Source organism: Mesorhizobium sp. M1027, from assembly GCF_040318745.1.
Classification (GTDB): Bacteria; Pseudomonadota; Alphaproteobacteria; order Rhizobiales; family Rhizobiaceae; genus Mesorhizobium.
Map to the genome: position 1 here is coordinate 61,026 of NZ_JAMYMW010000013.1, position 16,885 is coordinate 77,910.

Annotated in this window: 16 protein-coding genes and 1 pseudogene; 10 read left to right on the plus strand and 7 right to left on the minus strand. The window is 61.7% G+C overall.

The genetic code is table 11. From position 1 onward, the window contains the following. Positions 1 to 18: 18 nt before the first annotated feature. From NKH50_RS23355 to NKH50_RS23370, 4 genes are all read right to left on the minus strand, one after another. Positions 19 to 918, minus strand: coding sequence for a carbohydrate ABC transporter permease (locus NKH50_RS23355; RefSeq protein ID WP_031212286.1), 900 nt, complete (start codon positions 916 to 918; stop codon positions 19 to 21). Further along, positions 918 to 1,829: a carbohydrate ABC transporter permease gene (locus NKH50_RS23360; RefSeq protein ID WP_352881244.1), complete on the minus strand. Its 912-nt coding sequence runs from the start codon at positions 1,827 to 1,829 to the stop codon at positions 918 to 920. The genes NKH50_RS23355 and NKH50_RS23360 overlap by 1 nt, the downstream gene beginning before the upstream one ends. Before the next feature lie 346 nt (positions 1,830 to 2,175). Then, on the minus strand, positions 2,176 to 3,222 hold the full coding sequence (locus NKH50_RS23365) for an NAD(P)-dependent alcohol dehydrogenase (protein ID WP_352881246.1): 1,047 nt from the start codon (positions 3,220 to 3,222) through the stop codon (positions 2,176 to 2,178). A gap of 132 nt (positions 3,223 to 3,354) precedes the next feature. Continuing rightward, positions 3,355 to 4,194: a succinate dehydrogenase/fumarate reductase transmembrane subunit gene (locus NKH50_RS23370; RefSeq protein WP_352881248.1), complete on the minus strand. Its 840-nt coding sequence runs from the start codon at positions 4,192 to 4,194 to the stop codon at positions 3,355 to 3,357. A 530-nt stretch (positions 4,195 to 4,724) separates the two neighbouring features. Between NKH50_RS23370 and NKH50_RS23375 the strand changes: the two genes are divergently transcribed. Together NKH50_RS23375 and NKH50_RS23380 are read left to right on the plus strand one after the other, a co-directional pair. After that, positions 4,725 to 4,991 (plus strand): AbrB/MazE/SpoVT family DNA-binding domain-containing protein, encoded by a 267-nt coding sequence (locus tag NKH50_RS23375; RefSeq protein ID WP_352701474.1) that lies wholly within the window; start codon positions 4,725 to 4,727, stop codon positions 4,989 to 4,991. Beyond that, positions 4,988 to 5,385 (plus strand): annotated as a pseudogene (locus NKH50_RS23380) (type II toxin-antitoxin system VapC family toxin). The gene NKH50_RS23375 and the pseudogene NKH50_RS23380 overlap by 4 nt, the downstream one beginning before the upstream one ends. 159 nt (positions 5,386 to 5,544) lie before the next feature. On the opposite strand, the gene NKH50_RS23385 reads toward NKH50_RS23380, so the two are convergent. Beyond that, complete coding sequence (locus NKH50_RS23385) at positions 5,545 to 6,336, minus strand: class I SAM-dependent methyltransferase (RefSeq protein ID WP_352701473.1); 792 nt, start codon at positions 6,334 to 6,336, stop codon at positions 5,545 to 5,547. A 143-nt stretch (positions 6,337 to 6,479) separates the two neighbouring features. Between NKH50_RS23385 and NKH50_RS23390 the strand changes: the two genes are divergently transcribed. Genes NKH50_RS23390 through NKH50_RS23400 form a run of 3 tightly spaced genes read left to right on the plus strand, consistent with a single transcriptional unit; the run spans position 6,480 to position 9,491 of the window. Further along, positions 6,480 to 7,589 carry an ABC transporter substrate-binding protein gene (locus NKH50_RS23390; protein ID WP_352881250.1) on the plus strand — a complete coding sequence of 370 codons (1,110 nt, stop codon included), beginning with the start codon at positions 6,480 to 6,482 and terminating at the stop codon, positions 7,587 to 7,589. Continuing rightward, the gene (locus tag NKH50_RS23395; RefSeq protein ID WP_352881252.1) at positions 7,579 to 8,658 is read left to right on the plus strand and encodes a FecCD family ABC transporter permease; all 1,080 of its coding nucleotides are present in this window, start codon (positions 7,579 to 7,581) and stop codon (positions 8,656 to 8,658) included. Before NKH50_RS23390 ends, NKH50_RS23395 begins: the two co-directional genes overlap by 11 nt. Continuing rightward, complete coding sequence (locus NKH50_RS23400; protein WP_352881254.1) at positions 8,652 to 9,491, plus strand: ABC transporter ATP-binding protein; 840 nt, start codon at positions 8,652 to 8,654, stop codon at positions 9,489 to 9,491. Before NKH50_RS23395 ends, NKH50_RS23400 begins: the two co-directional genes overlap by 7 nt. An 88-nt stretch (positions 9,492 to 9,579) precedes the next feature. On the opposite strand, the gene NKH50_RS23405 is transcribed toward NKH50_RS23400, so the two are convergent. Beyond that, entirely contained in the window at positions 9,580 to 10,458 is an 879-nt protein-coding gene (locus NKH50_RS23405; RefSeq protein WP_352808154.1) for a GNAT family N-acetyltransferase, read from the minus strand. Positions 10,459 to 10,694: 236 nt separating this feature from the next. Between NKH50_RS23405 and argE the strand changes: the two genes are divergently transcribed. The 5 genes from argE to NKH50_RS23430 all read left to right on the plus strand — a co-directional run bounded on the left by argE (position 10,695) and on the right by NKH50_RS23430 (position 15,840). Continuing rightward, positions 10,695 to 11,819 (plus strand): acetylornithine deacetylase, encoded by a 1,125-nt coding sequence (argE, locus tag NKH50_RS23410; RefSeq protein ID WP_352752796.1) that lies wholly within the window; start codon positions 10,695 to 10,697, stop codon positions 11,817 to 11,819. A gap of 16 nt (positions 11,820 to 11,835) precedes the next feature. Continuing rightward, on the plus strand, positions 11,836 to 12,759 hold the full coding sequence (locus NKH50_RS23415) for a 2-hydroxyacid dehydrogenase (RefSeq protein WP_352752794.1): 924 nt from the start codon (positions 11,836 to 11,838) through the stop codon (positions 12,757 to 12,759). Positions 12,760 to 12,773: 14 nt separating this feature from the next. Next, the gene (locus NKH50_RS23420; protein ID WP_023678793.1) at positions 12,774 to 13,130 is read left to right on the plus strand and encodes a cupin domain-containing protein; all 357 of its coding nucleotides are present in this window, start codon (positions 12,774 to 12,776) and stop codon (positions 13,128 to 13,130) included. A 171-nt stretch (positions 13,131 to 13,301) separates the two neighbouring features. Then, positions 13,302 to 14,345, plus strand: a complete 1,044-nt coding sequence (locus NKH50_RS23425) for a tartrate dehydrogenase (RefSeq protein WP_352777389.1) — start codon at positions 13,302 to 13,304, stop codon at positions 14,343 to 14,345. A gap of 19 nt (positions 14,346 to 14,364) precedes the next feature. Next, on the plus strand, positions 14,365 to 15,840 hold the full coding sequence (locus NKH50_RS23430; protein WP_352881257.1) for an NAD-dependent succinate-semialdehyde dehydrogenase: 1,476 nt from the start codon (positions 14,365 to 14,367) through the stop codon (positions 15,838 to 15,840). A 151-nt stretch (positions 15,841 to 15,991) separates the two neighbouring features. Here NKH50_RS23430 and NKH50_RS23435 read toward each other — a convergent pair whose 3' ends face one another. Further along, the gene (locus NKH50_RS23435; RefSeq protein ID WP_352752789.1) at positions 15,992 to 16,681 is read right to left on the minus strand and encodes a haloacid dehalogenase type II; all 690 of its coding nucleotides are present in this window, start codon (positions 16,679 to 16,681) and stop codon (positions 15,992 to 15,994) included. Positions 16,682 to 16,885: the final 204 nt, after the last annotated feature.

The window sequence follows — 16,885 nt, forward strand, 5'->3', positions numbered from 1 at the left end:
GTTCTTCTCGCCTGCGCCTCACTCCTTCAGGGACCCGAGGGTGAGGCCGCGGACCAGATGCCGTTGAACCAGCAGGATAAAGATGAAGCTGGGTATGATCGCGGACGTGCCGAGCGCTGTGATGTAGCCCCACTCGGTTGCGGTCGAGGTGACAAACGTCGAGATCTTCACCGGCACGGTGCGGATCGACGTTGTCAGGAACAGTGAGAGCAGGAACTCGGTCCACGAAAAGATGAAACACAGCACAGCCGTCGCAGCGATGCCGCCCTTGACCATGGGAAGGACCACGCGCCGGAACGTCTGCCAGCGCGTCGCGCCGTCGATCAGCGCCGCCTCATCGACCTCGCGCGGGACGTCGTCGAAGAACGACTTCAAAAGCAAAACCGCCAGCGGCAGATTGATCAAACTGTGAACGAGGATGAGCCCCGTATAGGTATCGCGCAAGCCGAGATCGCGGAACATGAAAACGATCGGAATGACGATCGCGATTGGCGGCATGAAGCGCTGCGAGAGAATCCAGAACAGGAAGGACTGCTGGCCGCTGAACTGCATTCGCGACAGGCAATAGGCGGCCAGAGTTGCCAGCAGCAGCGTCAGCGCCGTCGATCCGACGGCTATGATGGCACTGTCGAGCAACGACTGGCGGGAATCATAGGAACTCGCGCCCCCCTTGATGACCCCGGCCGCTTCGCCGCCCTGTTCCATGCCGATGTCGACGCGCGAAACGCCAAGCAACGTCACGCGGTAGTTGTCCGGCGTCGGCGTGAAACCGGTGTAGACCGGTCCGCTGCGATCGAAGATCGCCGAATAGGGTTTGATGGACGACAGGGCCCACCACGCGATCGGGAACATGAAGATCGCCACCACCAGGACGGCGAGCACGTCACGGGCGATCGTTTGGGCGCGCGACGACTCCATCAGAACCTCACCTTGAACAGCCTGACGAAGACGTTCGACACGACGATCAAGACGACGAGCACGATCAGCGACAGGGTCGCGGCATAGGGGAAGTCTCCGGTGAAGTAGATTCGCCCCGCGTAGAATGAAAGCGTCTCGGTGGCCGTGCCAGGCCCGCCAGCGGTGATGATGTAGACGTAGTCGTAGATGCGAAAGAGATCGACGCCGCGGATCAGCACCGCAACCGCTATCACCTTGCGCAGCATCGGCAATGTGAGCCGCCAGAACGTCTGGATGCCGGTGGCGCCGTCGATCGCCGCGGCTTCGAACGGTTCCTTCGGCAGCGCCCTAAGCCCTGCCAGGATGATGAGCACCATGAACGGCGTCCACTGCCATATGTCTGCCAGCAGGATCGCCGCCAATGCGGTTCCGGGCTGCGTCAGGATCGGCTGTGCCGGCGAGATCAGGTCGAGGGCATAGAGGTAAAACGATAGGACACCGAAAGAGCCGTCCTGCATCAGCAGGAACATCATTCCGGTCACCGCAGGCGGCACCACCAGCGGCAGTGTCATCAACGCCCGCAGCACGCCGTAACCTTTGCGATCGGTGTCAAGCAGAAGCGCGATGAGGATGCCGACCGCAAGCTGAACCGCAAGGGCGACGAAGGTGTAGATCAGCGTGGTTTCCAGCGAATGCCACATACGCGCATCCGAGAAGGCGCGCGTCCATTGGTGGAGCCCGGCGAAGTCAAGTTGCCGGGAGACGACATTGCGTTTGTGAAACGACAGCCAGACTGAATAGGCGAGGGGGTAGATGCCGAAAACGAGAAGCATCACCGTGATCGGCGCGAGCCAGGGGAAAGGATGCTCGGCCGTCATGAACCTGGGCAGGGCCCATCTGGGCGTTTCGCGGGTCACGGTCACCGTGCTCACGCGCAAATCTCCGCTCGGTCACAGAGACGCATCGGCCTTCTCCCTATCGGCCAGATTGTGCCAACTTGAACTTTTGTAAGTTTGTTGTGCCTTTTGTTAAGAACGTGTCGGACGGCCGCCGATTTGTCAAGTGTCGGTTCCCTCAGCACTCAAGGAGTTTGCTCCTGGCCCCAGAGGATGCCGTCATCGCCAGGTATAGAGTTGTTTTTGGAGGGAACGCCGCCGGTAGATGCCGTGCATCAGCACCAAAAGCGCTCAGGGCTGCCGTCAGCCAGCCTTGGCTGCCCAGGAAGCTTCGCAACGCATCGAGGAGATCGGGAGGACAGCGCGGAGCTTTGGAACTCGCCTAATCCGGCAATCGGATCTGAAGCTTTACGTCCGCCGGCCGGGCTTCGACCGCGCGATCAAATGCGGTGATGGAGTCTTCGAAGGGGAAGGTCGCCGAAATCAATGGTTTGAGATCGACGCGGCCCGATCCCATCAGTGCGATCGCCCGGTCATATTGGTGGGCATAGCGGAATACCGTCTCGATGCGAATTTCCTTGGTAGAGGCCGTAGCGATGTCGAACGCCACCGGCGCGACCGGCAGGCCGACCACCACCACGGTACCACCGGGCCGCGGCAGATCGAGCAGGGTCTCCCATGCCTTGGACGAGCCCGAGCATTCAAACACCACGTCGGCGCCCCAGCCATCGGTCAGGCGCTTGACCTCCGCCGCCAGGTTCTTGTCGCGGACGTTGATCGGGATCACACCCTGGTAGCCGGCGGCAATGTCGAGCTTGGGTTGGGCGAGATCTGCTACAACGGCGCGGGCGCAGCCGCCGGCGAGCGCGGCGATCGCCACCATCGTGCCGATCGGCCCGGCGCCAATCACCACCGCGGTGTCACCCGGCGCAATCTTCGCTTTGGCCGCCGCCTGCATGCCGACAGCGAAGGGCTCCACCATCGCGCCTTCGGCGAAGCTGACATTGTCGGGCAGTTTGAAAGTGTAGTTGGCGGGGTGGACGACATAGGGCGTCAGCACGCCGTGGATCGGCGGCGTTGCCCAGAACCTGACCGCTGGATCGATGTTGTAGAGGCCGAGCCGGCTCGCCCGCGAATTGGGATCGGGGATACCCGGCTCCATGCAGACGCGGTCGCCGACCTTCAGATGCTCGACGCCTTCACCCGTTCCGACGACGGTGCCGGCGGCTTCATGGCCCAAGACCATCGGCGCTTCGACCACGAACGGGCCGATGCGGCCATGTGTGTAGTAGTGCACGTCGGAGCCGCAGATGCCGACAGTGTGGATTTTGATGCGAACTTCGCCCGGGCCGACGGTCTGTGGCAGATCGATGTCACGCAGCTTGAGTTCGTGTTGGCGTTCGAGGACAAGGGCGCGCACGTTCGTCATCGACGTAGTCTCCTCTAAAGCCGATCGTAGGGGCCTTTAACCCTCTACGGGTATACACACCGTCCATCTATGCATCATTGTTCTCCGGGCTGGCGCTGTGGCCCCGATAGACGCGATCGAGCGCAGGCAGGTTCAGTTGGTGCTGGTTGTGGGGGTGAACCCGCACTGCTTCTGTTCCATATCGATCTGTTTCGTGATGCGGACGGCGTTCTGCGCGTAGGCCTCCGTCACTGAGCCACTATTCACGGTCTTGCCCTTCAGCGGACTCACGCCTGCGCAGAGGTGGAAAACATGCGGCTCGGCGGACTTCGCGGCTCCGGCTTCCGGCGCGATCCAGTAGACGACATCCTGACCGGCGGGGTGGCTCGCGTCCCGCGTCGCCGCCGTTACCGCGGCGGTGTCCGTCGCGATCGCCTGCGCCTGAGCGGCGACATCGGGCGAACAGGCGGTGGTGGGCTGCCCCGACTTGATCTGGGCTGCGCATGCGTTCATATCCTGGGTGTACTGTTCGACCGACGGGGGGTTGAAACTGATCCCCATGACCGTCGCGAGCACGGCCAGCGCAGCGCCGACGCCGCCGGCAACCTTCTTGGTCCGCGGATCCATGTTTTTGTCGGTGAGGATCAGGAAAACCAGCGGGAGGAAGGCAATCAGCGTGATGATTGCGCCGAGCTGGTTTTGGAAGAAGAACCTGGCCGCGCCGGATGCACGGGCCGGATCGTGCCTGGTGGCCGCCTTCCACAGCAAGTTGCCGGCGATTGCGAAAATCGCGATGCCGACCAGAAGGCCGATGACCAGCGGCAGGTGTGCCTGGTCGAACTTGTTCTGGCGAAGCAGCATGATTCCGTAGATCTCGCCGCCAATGGCGACGATCCACGAGAGTGCGGCGAAAAGGCGAAGACGCGTGGCGGAGGACTTCTGGCCCTGCGTCGCTTGCCAATCCTTGGTAACGTCTGGCTTGTTGTCGGTCATTGACCAGATCCCCTGATATCGACACTTCTGCGGGCAGCGTTAGACCAGAAGGCCAACCGCCCGGCGCAGCAGCATTGAACGAGCGCCACCTGCCTTAGCGACACCGCGAAAATGTGAGCGCCACGGCAGGCCTCATCTCCATTGATAATTCATATTGCGCATGAGTGGGTCCGTCCAGACCCACGCAGGCACACGCTATGCGGCGATGGCTCCGTTCTTCTCAATCTCCGGCTCGACCTTGACGTAGCGGACTGACAACTTACGGCCAATAAATGCGACGTAGAGTATCTGCTCGGCAAAGAGGGCTCCTGTACAACTCCGACGTCGCAGGGGGCAGATCAACCGGTTCGGCCAACATCAGAATCAGTCGAACGAGGGGGCGAGCGCGAATCCACGATGCCTGACGGCTTTCTAAAAGGCATCAATGCCATTCAGTCGCCGCATGGACGCCAAGCTTTGGCCCCCCGACCATCTGCATTGATAATAATGCAGATTTGCATGATCTTATCGCGAGAACAGGAATGTTTAACATGGCAACGTTGACAGTGACGACAAGGGGACAGGTGACGTTCCGCAATGACGTGCTGCAACATCTGGGCATCAAACCGGGCGAGAAGATCGAGCTTGATCTGCTGCCCGACGGTCGGGCGGAATTGAGGGCTGCACGGGCGAACGGGTCGTTCCGGGACCTCCACGGCTTCCTCAGAGGCAAGACGAACGGCCGGGTGCTCAGCATCGAGGAGATCAACGAGGCGATAGCGGAAGCGGGCGCGGCGGCCGGGTCCGGCAAGAAATGAGGGTGACGGCCGACACGAATGTGCTGCTGCGCGCCTATGTCGCCGATGATGACGCGCAGGCCGCCATTGCCGTCGACCTGCTGGCCAAAGCGGACATCGTGGCCGTGAGCTTGCAGGCTTGTGCGAGTTCGCCCGGGTTCTGGCCCGGCAGTACCAGACAGAGCGCGAAAATATTGCCGCGGCGATCCGGGCGTTGCTGAACACCGCGAATGTTGTCGTCAACCGGCCGGCAGTTGAGTCAGGGCTGTCAGTCCTCGATGCCGGCGGCGATTTCGCGGACGGCGTGATCGCTTTTGACGGCGGCTGGCTTGGCGGGGAGACTTTCGTCTCGTTTGACCGGAAGGCCGTCAAACTGCTCTCGGCGCAGGGACAATCCGTACAGCTTCTTTTCTAAGTCTCTTTCCGCGGTGGTCTTTCGCCCTGTGCTGTCGCGTCTTTAGAGGCCGCTGCGAGCAATCGGATTCTGTCTGCGCTACGGATGTCAGATCAGAATGGCGGGGTGGGAGCCGACGATCGCCGATAGATGGTTGTGGAAATCGTTAGAATTCCCCAACTACCAGGCCGACTTGGTCGCGCAAATCGCGTAGCGATGCTGCGTCGAGCGTTCCAGCGCCCTGAGGAAGTTCATGTGCCGCGCCTGCGCACGATGAGTTGCGCCGAGCCGGGTGTCGACCACGGGCATCTCAAAGCCAGCCTCAACCAGAAGCGCGCAGACCTCGTCCGCTTTGGCGCCGCGCGAAAAGTGCAGCCGTGACAGGATGCTGCGATGGCGGTCCGCCATCACCTGATCCAGTTCGTGGACCGGCCCGACCGTCCGGCCAACCGCCCTTTCCAGGACTTGTCGCAGAGGGGTTAGCCAGGTCGTACTGACGAAATCACCATCAATAATCAGCAGCCGTCCGCCCGGCTTGAGCAGCGAGAACCATTCGGCGAATGCCGCTCGCGGATCCACCAACGTCCAGACGAGATGACGAGTGACGAGGACGTCGTAGCTTTCTGCTTTTTCAAGGGTTCGCTCGGCGTCACCGATCAGAAACCGGATGCCGCTTTCCCTCTGCGTCGCCTTTGCACGCGCGCGGGCAAGCATGGCCTCTGACCAATCGAGCCCGGTCACGGCATAACCCAGGTCGTGCATGAGATGGGATATGACCCCGGTGCCGCAAGCGAGGTCGAGAGCGCGACGCCCATCCCCGCGCCCCAAGTGCTTGAGTATCAGCCTGTGCCAGGCCAGGCGTTCCCGCTGTGAGAAGATTTCATGCCCCACCGAAAGGTCGAATGTTCCGGCGCGCGTCGACCAATAGTCGCGTATCTCGTCCCGCAGCGAATAATTGGGCTCGCCCGCCATTCCAGACCCCTTGTCGTCGTACCAGTCTGGAATGGCTCTAAAAGATATTTCTTGAGAATTGAAGTCATCTTTTATAAGCCACCTCCGGCTGATCCATTTCAAGAGAGGGCGCGATGAATTTCGGAAAGATCCCAGCAGCGACGATGGCGGCCGCTATCGTCGCTCTGTCGATGACGCTGGCCGCCAGGGCCGAAATGGTTGCAGTGACTGACATCACGGGCCGCCAGGTCAAGGTGAACGTGCCTGTCGAGAGGGTAATCCTGGGTGAGGGCCGGCAGGTCTATCTCGTCGCGGCGCTCGACACCGAGGATCCGTTCAAGCGCATCGCTGGCTGGCGCGAGGATTTCAGCCAAGCGGATCCGGACAACTACGCCGCCTATCTGGAAAAATTCCCAAGGATGGCGAATATCCCCACATTCGGCGGTTTCAAGGACGGCACTTTCGACGTCGAGCAGGCGATATCGCTCAAGCCCGACGTCATCGTGATGAACATCGAGTCGAAGCAGGCCACGGAAGACGCCAAGTATATCGAGAAGCTCACCGCTGCCGGCATTCCGTTGGTTTATGTCGATTTCCGCGAGCGTCCCTTTACCAACACCGAACCCAGCATGCGCCTGTTTAGCAGGCTGTTCGGCAAGGAGGAGCGCGCCGAGGAATTCATCACCTGGCGCGCCGCCGAGATCGCGCGCGTTACCGACGTAATCGAGAAGGCCAAGCCGGAAAGGCCCAAGGTCTTCATCGAACGCGCCGGCGGCTATTCAGACGATTGCTGCATGAGCTTCGGCGACGACAATTTCGGCAAATTCGTTGAGATGGCAGGCGGTGACAACATCGCCAAGGACATCATCCCCGGCACCTTCGGCACACTCAATCCCGAACAGATCATCGCCTCCGACCCGGATCAGATCATCGTCACCGGCGGCTCGTGGGACGCCTATGTATCGGGCGGTGCCTGGGTGGGCGTCGGCCCCGGCCGTGATGAGGCGGAGGCGGTGCGCAAGCTGAAGGCGCTGACCGAGCGGCCGGCTCTGACCGGCGTGAAGGCCGTCGAGGACGGCGCGGTGCATGCCATCTGGCATCAGTTCTACAACAGTCCTTATCAGTTCGTGGCCGTCCAGCAGATGGCGAAGTGGCTGCATCCCGATCTTTTCGCCGACCTTGATCCTGAGGTGACCTTCAGCGAGTTGCACAAGAAATTCCTGCCCATCGCATACAGGCCCGGCCACTGGGTCTCGCTGACCGATGTCGATTGAATCGGCGGCCGTCAGCACCGCGCTCGACAGCACCGATGGACGAGGGCGTTACCGCGCTCTCGTCTGGCGGCGGCAGTTGATCCTTGCCGGCCTCGGCGCTGCTCTGCTCTTCAGCCTGTGCGTCGACCTTGCGGTCGGTCCCGCCCGCTACGACCTCGGTGAGGTCGTGCGGGCCCTTGTGTTCCCCGACACCGTGCCGCAGCAGGTGCGCGTGGTGCTCTGGGACATCCGCATGCCGGTGGCCCTGATGGCGATTGTCGTAGGGGCGGCGCTCGCCGTGGCCGGCGCGCAGATGCAGACCATCCTCAACAACCCGCTGGCGAGCCCCTTCACGCTCGGCATATCCGCCGCCGCGAGCTTCGGCGCCGCGCTTGCGCTTGCCTTCGCGGTGAGGCTTGTCCCCGCCGCAGTCGAGTATGTAGTGCCGATCAACGCCTTCGTGATGGCGATGCTGGCGGCCTTCCTAATTCACGTGCTGAGCGTCAAGCGCGGCGTCAGCGCGGAGACCATCGTGCTGCTCGGCATCGCGCTGGTTTTCACCTTCAACGCCCTGCTCGCGCTCGTCCAGTTTTTCGCGTCGGCGGAAGCGCTGGTGGCGGTCGTCTTCTGGACAATGGGCAGCCTCACCAAGGCCACCTGGCCTAAGCTTGCGGTCACCACATTCATTCTCCTCGCAGTCTTACCCATTTTCGCCCGGCGCGCCTGGGCGCTGACTGCGTTGAGGCTCGGTGAGGACAAGGCGGCCAGCTTCGGCGTCAAAGTCGGTCGCCTGCGGCTCGAGACGCTCATCCTGGTGAGCCTCCTCGCCGCCATTCCCGTCGCCTTCGTCGGCACCATAGGTTTTATCGGCCTCGTAGGCCCGCACATCGCGCGCATGGTCATCGGCGAGGACCAACGCTTCTTCCTGCCCGCCTCGGCCCTCGCGGGCGCGCTCATCCTGTCGGCCAGCTCGGTCGTCAGCAAGTCGCTTATCCCGGGGACGGTCTTCCCGATCGGCATCGTCACCTCGCTGATCGGCATCCCCTTCTTCATCTCGCTCATCCTGTCCAGCACGAGGCGCTCATGGTGATGATCCGGCTTGAGGCGCTCGGCGCGCGCTACGGCACGAGCCTCCGGCTTCGGGATGTGACGACGCCAGCGTTCGAGGGCGGAGACATTGTGGCCGTGATCGGTCCGAATGCCGCCGGGAAGTCGACGCTCTTCAGGCGAATCGCCGGCCTCCTGCACGGACCGGGAGCAATGCATGTCGAGGGGGCCATTCGCGGGACGAGCGGCATCTGCTACATGCCACAGGAAACGTCCGCCAACGCGGTGCTCACCGTCTATGAGTCAGTGTTGCTCGCCCGCAAGCAGGGTATGGGCTGGTCTGTGGGCGACGACGATCTGGCTCGCATCGACGAGACCCTTGCGGCGCTCGGCATCGCCGACATCGCTTTCCGCAACATTGGCGAGCTTTCCGGCGGCCAGCGGCAACTCGCCAGCCTGGCACAGACACTGGTGCGCGAGCCGGAGGTCCTGCTGATGGACGAACCGACATCAGCACTCGATCTGTCGCGGCAGGTGGAAGTGCTCGGTCTCATGCGGGAACTTGCCAGGGCGCGAGGCATGGTCGTGCTGATCGCCCTGCATGACCTCAATCAGGCCCTGCGCTTCAGCGATCAGACAATGGTCATCGCGGACGGCCGGCTGGTCGCATGCGGGCCAACGCGGGACATCATCACCTCACATCTGCTGCGGGACATTTATCATCTCAACGCGCGCATCGAGCCGTGCTCGCGTGGCATCGGCCATGTCATCGTGGATGGCGTGGCGGATGGGCGTCGGACGCTCATAATGCCGGCAGCGGAGACCGAATCCGGGCTTCGGAGCAGATTCGAGGCGGCAGCCGTTCCGGCCGCGTGACGGCAACCGCATTAAGCCGGTTGATCGACGCCCGCAGTGATCGACCTGGTCCTCTGACCGCTGGTTGAAGGCGACAGCGTGCTTGCATTCAACTCAAGGCGTGGCCCGCCAATCCATAGACCCAAGGCCCATTGTCTTCCCGGTTCAGAAAGCGGCGCCCCTTGGACATGGTCGTAACGGTCTCGGCAATGCCGAGGCCGCACTGCTGGAGAAACGCGGCAAACACGCCATCCTTCTCGCGGGTGTCGACGCGGGCAAATCGTCCTGCCAGTCCCTTCAGATGCACGGCTGTAAGATGAACCGCGTCGAGATCGTTTCCCGCGACCATCGGGCCGATCACGTGACCACGCCCGAACTCGCGACACATGGAATAGCCGACGATCTCGCTGCCGCGGCTCAAAGTGCAGATTGAGGCATCGGCCGCGAGCAACGTGAGCAGCCTCTCGCGGTTTGTCCCAAACGCGCGGGTGTCCAGCGCCGTGATCTCCTTTAGCCTGTCGCTCGACAGCGCCTGCAATTGACCGTCCAGGGACGGCACTGTTGGGAGGATCGGTGGGACTTCCCCCTGGCGCATGTATACAGTCGCCTCGGTCGTGAAACCGAGTGAGACATAAAGAGGATAGGCAGCATGGGTAGCATTGAGTGCCAAGTTGCGATCGCCGCACTGCTCGAGGACTAGGTCCATGAGCCATCGGCCGCCTCCTTGCGCTTGCGTGCGGGGCGTTGTGATCACTACGCCGATGGTGGCGAAATCGTCCCCGTGAGGAAACCACATCGCGCTGCCGAAAACGCGCCCAATACCGTCAACGGCAACGATGCCCTGGCCGGCGCGACGCAGTAGGTTCCAATCCTTCGGCCGATGAGGCCAGCGGACTGAGATCGACAGCGCGTGCAGCAGCTCAACGTCGACATCATTGATGTCCCGCGCGACCAGTTCGAAGGATTTCAGGCGTACTGATCTCTGCATCTCAGTCGATCCTTCAACAAATGCGCAAGGCACGCGGTGTGACGTTGTGATCGATCGCCATGTCGCGACATGCCTCTTTTGCCGTAGCATTATACGGGAAAGCCAGCAGGTTTCGCTGGTTCGAGGTGCTTTTTCGCAATCTTCGGCCAAAGCATGACGCAATTCGGCAGGGAACTCTGCTGCCTGCGGATACGCTGGTTGCACCCGGTGATAATGTGCGATTAGAGCGGACCGCCATGAACGTGGATGAAATCCTCGCGACGCTGATTGGATTTCCCTCTGTTGTGGGCACGCCAAACCGCGCGATCGTCGATTGGATCCGCGACTACTGTCAGGCAGCCGGAGCCGAGGTGACGGTTCTGCCCGGTCCCGAGGGCGACCGGTCCAACCTCTTCGTGACGATCGGCCCGCGCCAGGGTCGGGGCTACATCATCTCCGGACATATGGATGTCGTGCCGGCCGGCGAGCCGGAATGGAGCTCGGATCCGTTCGTCCTGCGCCGCGAGGGCGGCAGGCTATACGGCCGCGGCACCACCGACATGAAGGGCTTCCTCGCCTGCGCATTGGCCGCGCTCCCAGGACTTGCGGCGATGAACCTGCGGCAGCCAGTTCATCTCGCATTCTCCTATGACGAAGAGGCGGGGTGCCGTGGTGTGCCGCATCTCCTGGCCGCGTTGCCGAGCTTATGCGAGAGGCCGCTTGGCGCCATTGTCGGCGAGCCGAGCAGGATGCAGCCTGTGCGCGCGCACAAGGGGAAGGCCGCCGCGCGGCTCGAGGTGATCGGGCGATCCGGCCATTCCTCACGCCCCGATCTCGGACTCAATGCTGTGCACGCCATGGCCAGCGTCATCACATACGCCGTGGTCTACGGCCAGTCCCTCGCCGACGGGCCGCTCGATGAAAATTTCGAGCCCCCATATTCTTCCTTGCAGGTGGGCGTCATCGCCGGTGGACAGGCGGTCAACATCATCCCTGGCCAATGCACAGCCGATATCGAGGTGCGCGCCGTGCCCGGCGTTTCTCCAGCCTCCCTGCTTGAGCCTGTCAAGACCCGGCTTTTCGCCCTGCGAGACAGTGGCTTCGATGTGGCGTGGCACGAGTTGAGCACCTATCCCGCCCTCGCGCCCGCGAACGGGAGCGCGCTAGCGGCCGTTCTGACCGAGCTGACGGGGCAGGAGCCGCTCACAGCCGTCAGCTTCGGCACGGAGGCCGGGCTTTACCAGCAGGCCGGCATCGACGCGATCATTTGCGGTCCTGGCGACATCGGCCGTGCCCATCGTCCCAATGAGTATATCGAGATCGGTGAACTCGCCGCTTGCCGGAAGATGATCGAGGGGCTTGGCGCGCGTCTTGCGGCCTGAAGGAAGGGCGGTCGCCATGGCGTTTCTTTTCAATTCCGATGCGGCGCGTGCTGCGGTCTTCCGCGAGATATTCGCGCGCGAGCTCCCGGATCTGGATTTCTTCCATTCCGGAGATGAGATGGAGCCGGAGAAGGTGCGCTATCTCATCACCTGGACGGTGCCGGACGAGATCTCGCGCTACCGCAATCTGGAAGTGCTGTTTTCCATCGGCGCGGGCGTCGACCAGTTCAAGCAGGACGTGGTGCCAAGCCATGTGAAGCTTGTGCGCATGGTCGAGGACGGCATCATACGCATGATGCAGGAATACGTTGCGCTCGGCGTGTTGGCGCTCCACCGCGAGATGCCCGCTTATCTTGAGCAGCAGAAAAGATGCCTCTGGAAACCGATTGCCGCTCGACAGGCGGCCGAACGCCGGGTTGGCTTTCTCGGCCTTGGCATGCTGGCCCGCGCGGCTATCGAGCGTTTGAAGCCGTTCCAGTTTCAGCTTGCCGGGTGGAGCCGCAGCGAAAAGCGGATCGAGGACGTCGCCTGCTTTCACGGCACGGACCAACTCGCGGGCTTTCTGAAGCAAACGGATATTCTCGTCTGCCTGCTCCCGCTCACGGAACAAACGCACGGCATGCTCGACGCGGAGTTCTTCCACTTACTGCCCGCCGGGGCTCAACTGCTGCATGTCGGCAGGGGTCCGCAACTGGACCAGGCCGCGCTGATCGACGCGCTCGACACCGGTCACGTATCTGCGGCGATGCTTGATGTCACCGATCCAGAACCGCTCCCGGAAGACCATCCGCTGTGGTCGCATCCGAAGGTGATGATAACGCCGCACATCGCCTCGGTGACGCAACCGCATACGGCGGCACAATCCGTCGTCGACAACATTCGGCGCCACCGCGCCGGAGAAGAACTGATCGGCCTCGTCGATCGGACACTCGGCTACTAACCAGGAATCATCACATGTCACTTCTGATCACGATCGACACAGTTCCAGACTTTGCGCCGAAGGAGGCATTACCGGCTCCGGAGCGGCTCATTTCCGGCAATCCATCCTTCAAGACTTGGGCGCAGGATGCCTCGAAAGGTGAGAAGGTTCTGACCGGCGTCTGGGAGGCGACGCCCGGCGAGACGCATTCGATCAAGGGCACTATCTACGAGTTCTGCCACATCGTCTCGGGTCTCGTAGAAATCGAGGAGAAGGGCGGTGAGACCAAGACCTACCGCGCCGGCGACAGTTTCGTGATGAAACCCGGTTTCGTCGGCGTCTGGCGCACGATCGAGACCGTACGCAAGATCTACGTCTGCGTTTATGACTGAGTTCAGTGCTCAAGGTCCGGCCGAATAGCGCGCGGCGGTTCCAGAACAATCGGCTTTTCAGGTTCCGCCTGACGCGATTCGACGCCGTCGGAGGCATAAACCTCGACGGAAAATGCGGCGGGCGGTCGACTACTGTTCGGGCCACGCCAGTGCGAATGAGGACCTCCATCCATGAAGACCTACAAGATAGCGCTGATCCCCGGCGACGGCATCGGCAAGGACGTGACGCAGGCGGCATGGCAGGTGCTGCAAGTGGCGGCTAAGCAGGGCGGTTTCGTCCTTGATGACATAAGATTCCCGTGGTCGTGCGCCTACTACCTGGAGACCGGTGCAATGATGCCGTCAGACGGCATCGATACACTCCGAAAATTCGATGCGATCTATCTCGGCGCTGTGGGCTGGTCCGCGGAAGTGCCCGACTCAGTATCGCTTCACGGACTGCTCCTGCCGATCCGGAAAGGCTTCACGCAGTACGCCAACATACGACCGCACCGGCTGTTGCCGGGCGTTCAGGGGCCCCTCCGCTCCGATGGTTTCGATATCCTGTGCATCCGTGAGAATACGGAAGGCGAATATTCCGGCGCCGGTGGGCGCGTTCATTCCGGCACGGCCGATGAGGTCGCGGTTGAGACTGCGATCTTCACGCGTACGGGTGTCGAACGGATCATCCGTTTCGGTTTCGAACAGGCGCGGGCGCGTCGCAAGAAGCTCGCATCTGTCACCAAATCCAACGCGCAGAAGCACTCCATGGTTTTCTGGGATGAGGTCACGCGCGAGGTGGCGAAAGACTATGCCGATGTGGAGGTCTCGCACTACCACATCGACGCCATTGCCGCCCGTATGGTCCTGGCGCCGGAAAGCCTCGACGTAATCGTCGCATCGAACCTTTTCGGCGACATCCTCACCGATATTGGAGCGGCCATTCAGGGAGGGCTGGGTTACGCCGCCTCCGCCAATATCAATCCCGATCGCAGCGTGCCTTCCATGTTCGAGCCGGTCCATGGTTCGGCGCCCGACATCGCGCATCTCGGCGTCGCCAATCCGATCGCCGCGATCTGGTCCGGTGCCATGATGCTCGAGCATCTGGGCGAGGGGCACGCTGCGGCGGAAGTGATGTCGGCAATCGAGTCCGCAACCGCGCGGGGGATTGGCACGATCGCAGGCAAGGACAGGACTGAAACGATCGCGCAGGCCGTGCTGGCAGGATTAAGTTGAAAGGGAAGAGGAAAAGACCATGAATGCGATGACGAAGGTTGGCATGTTCAACGATTCCGACCTTTTTCGCCAGCAGGCGCTGATTGGCGGTGTCTGGCGGGATGCGGAAACGAAGGGCGCGGTCGATGTCATTGACCCTGCCAGCCAAAGTGTTCTCGGCACCGTTCCCGCAATGGGGGAGAACGAGACGAGAGCGGCAATCGATGCCGCGGCCGAGGCCTTCAAAGGCTGGAAGAAAAGGACGCATGCCGAGCGTGCAGGATTTCTGGAACGCTGGCACGACCTCATCCGCCAGCACGAACAGGATCTCGCGCTCCTGCTGACGCTGGAACAGGGCAAGCCGCTTGCCGAGGCATTGGCGGAAATCCATTACGGCGCCTCCTTCGTGAAATGGTTCGCCGAAGAAGCTCGCCGGATCGGTGGCTCGACCATTCCGTCACCCACGGCCGATCGCCGCATTCTGGTGCTGAAAGAACCCGTCGGCGTCTGCGCCATCATCACGCCGTGGAATTTCCCCAACGCGATGATCGCACGCAAAGTAGCACCGGCGCTGGCCGCAGGTTGTACGGTTGTCATCAAGCCGTCGGAATTTACGCCATTCTCGGCGCTGGCGCTCGGCGTTCTGGCGGAACGGGCAGGTATCCCTGCAGGCGTGATCAACATTGTGACCGGCATGCCCGTCGAAATCGGCAACGAACTGATGGCCAATCAGACGGTGCGCAAGATCTCGTTCACCGGTTCGACCCGCGTCGGTGCGCTGCTCATGCGCGGCGCGTCCGATACCATCAAGCGGCTGAGCCTGGAGCTTGGCGGCAACGCACCCTTTATCGTCTTTGACGACGCCGATCTGGATAAGGCAGTTGAAGGGGTGATCGCATCCAAGTTCCGCAATGGCGGTCAAACCTGCGTCTGCGCGAACCGGATTCTTGTGCAGGAACGCGTTTACGACGCTTTCGCCGAAAAGCTGAGCCGGCGCGTCACGCGGATGAAGGTTGGCGCAGGGACCGATGAGGGCACTGAGATCGGCCCGATGATCAACGCAGCCGCGATCGACAAGATCGAGCGTCACATCGCCGATGCTCAGGCGAAAGGCGCGCAGATCATCGCCCAAAGCGAGACGATGCCGGAGGGTAAGCAATATGCACGGCCCGTCGTGCTGGGAGAAGCTACTGCGGGGATGCTCCTGGCATCGGAAGAGACGTTCGGTCCAGTGGCGCCGCTTTTTCGCTTCGAGACGGAGGAAGAGGCCATCGCCATTGCGAACGGTACGCCGTTCGGCCTTGCCGCCTACTTCTACACCGACAACCTCAAGCGCTCATGGCGTGTTGCCGAGGCGCTGGAGTTCGGTATGGTCGGGCTCAACACAGGCATGATCTCTACCGAGGTTGCGCCTTTCGGCGGTGTCAAGCAATCGGGAGTGGGGCGCGAAGGATCGCAGCTCGGCATCGAGGAATATCTCGAGGTCAAGGCGCTTCATGTTGGCGGGCTTAACTAGTTATCTTGCACGCAGGTGGAAACACTTGCAGCCCTAAAGCGTTGGAACCACAAGAAAGGGGCGGTGAAAACCGCCCCTTTCTCTATCGCGACCAGTGATTATTAACGTCTGGGAGTGCCTCAGCCTGGTGCGACTGCGCCAGCAAACAAAGTTAGGCGAATTCCCGAACAGGCTCCAGCCCGACGGCGCCGGCCAAACCGCCGATATCCTTGATTTCGGTATATTCGTAGAAGGGGTTCGCAGGTTCATGGCCGCGGTTCACCCAGACCTTGCTCTTGATGCCAAGATCATAGGCGGTCATGAGATCGTAGCGGAATGAAGACGACACATGTGTGATGTCCTCCGGGCCGCAGCCTAGCTTCTCGAGCATATATTCGAAGCCCTTCATCTGCGGCTTGTAGGCGCCGGTCTCCTCGGCCGTGATGACCATGTGAAAGGGTGCGCCGAGTTTCTCCACATTCGACATGATCAGGCTCTTCATGGAGTTCGACAGGATCACCAGCGGAATCTCCTTGGCGACCTTGGCCAGGCCCGCCGGGACATCCGGGTGCGGACCCCATGTCGGCACTTCCGCATAGATGCGTTGGGCATCTTCGGGCCGGAATGCGACGCCGTTGCGCTTGCAGGTCCGTTCCACGGAATTGTGCACGACCTCGCTGTACGGCTTCCAGGCGCCAAGAACCTCGTCGAGGCGATAGGCCGAGAAATCCTTGATGAACTGCGCCATCCCAGCTGGGGAGAGCTGCGCGCCGTATACGCGTCTCGCCGCACCGGCCATGTCGAAGTTGGTCAGCGTACCATAGCAGTCGAAGGTGATGTATTTCGGTCTGAACTGGGTCATGGGCGTCGATCCTTCCAATCCTGTCGGCACCGCGTGCCTTTAACAGCAAGGATCATAATGAGGACCGCAGAAGACTAGTCGCCGCATTCGATGCGCCCTGAAGCAGATTGTTTTGTATTGCGTGAGAGCTTTGGCAGAGAGTTGCGCCTGAGTTCGTTTCGAGCTTCGGCGGAGCGCGATCCTTCAGCCGCGCGTCGGCATAAG

Bases quoted from the DNA above. Each gene is read 5' to 3' on its own strand.
- NKH50_RS23430 (WP_352881257.1), top strand. From the start codon at position 14,365: ATGAATGCGATGACGAAGGTTGGCATGTTCAACGATTCCGACCTTTTT.
- NKH50_RS23420 (WP_023678793.1), top strand. From the start codon at position 12,774: ATGTCACTTCTGATCACGATCGACACAGTTCCAGACTTTGCGCCGAAG.
- NKH50_RS23395 (WP_352881252.1), top strand. From the start codon at position 7,579: ATGTCGATTGAATCGGCGGCCGTCAGCACCGCGCTCGACAGCACCGAT.
- NKH50_RS23415 (WP_352752794.1), top strand. From the start codon at position 11,836: ATGGCGTTTCTTTTCAATTCCGATGCGGCGCGTGCTGCGGTCTTCCGC.
- NKH50_RS23405 (WP_352808154.1), bottom strand. From the start codon at position 10,458: ATGCAGAGATCAGTACGCCTGAAATCCTTCGAACTGGTCGCGCGGGAC.
- NKH50_RS23365 (WP_352881246.1), bottom strand. From the start codon at position 3,222: ATGACGAACGTGCGCGCCCTTGTCCTCGAACGCCAACACGAACTCAAG.
- NKH50_RS23375 (WP_352701474.1), top strand. From the start codon at position 4,725: ATGGCAACGTTGACAGTGACGACAAGGGGACAGGTGACGTTCCGCAAT.
- NKH50_RS23390 (WP_352881250.1), top strand. From the start codon at position 6,480: ATGGCGGCCGCTATCGTCGCTCTGTCGATGACGCTGGCCGCCAGGGCC.
- NKH50_RS23370 (WP_352881248.1), bottom strand. From the start codon at position 4,194: ATGACCGACAACAAGCCAGACGTTACCAAGGATTGGCAAGCGACGCAG.
- NKH50_RS23385 (WP_352701473.1), bottom strand. From the start codon at position 6,336: ATGGCGGGCGAGCCCAATTATTCGCTGCGGGACGAGATACGCGACTAT.
- NKH50_RS23425 (WP_352777389.1), top strand. From the start codon at position 13,302: ATGAAGACCTACAAGATAGCGCTGATCCCCGGCGACGGCATCGGCAAG.
- NKH50_RS23435 (WP_352752789.1), bottom strand. From the start codon at position 16,681: ATGACCCAGTTCAGACCGAAATACATCACCTTCGACTGCTATGGTACG.
- argE (WP_352752796.1), top strand. From the start codon at position 10,695: ATGAACGTGGATGAAATCCTCGCGACGCTGATTGGATTTCCCTCTGTT.
- NKH50_RS23355 (WP_031212286.1), bottom strand. From the start codon at position 918: ATGGAGTCGTCGCGCGCCCAAACGATCGCCCGTGACGTGCTCGCCGTC.
- NKH50_RS23400 (WP_352881254.1), top strand. From the start codon at position 8,652: ATGGTGATGATCCGGCTTGAGGCGCTCGGCGCGCGCTACGGCACGAGC.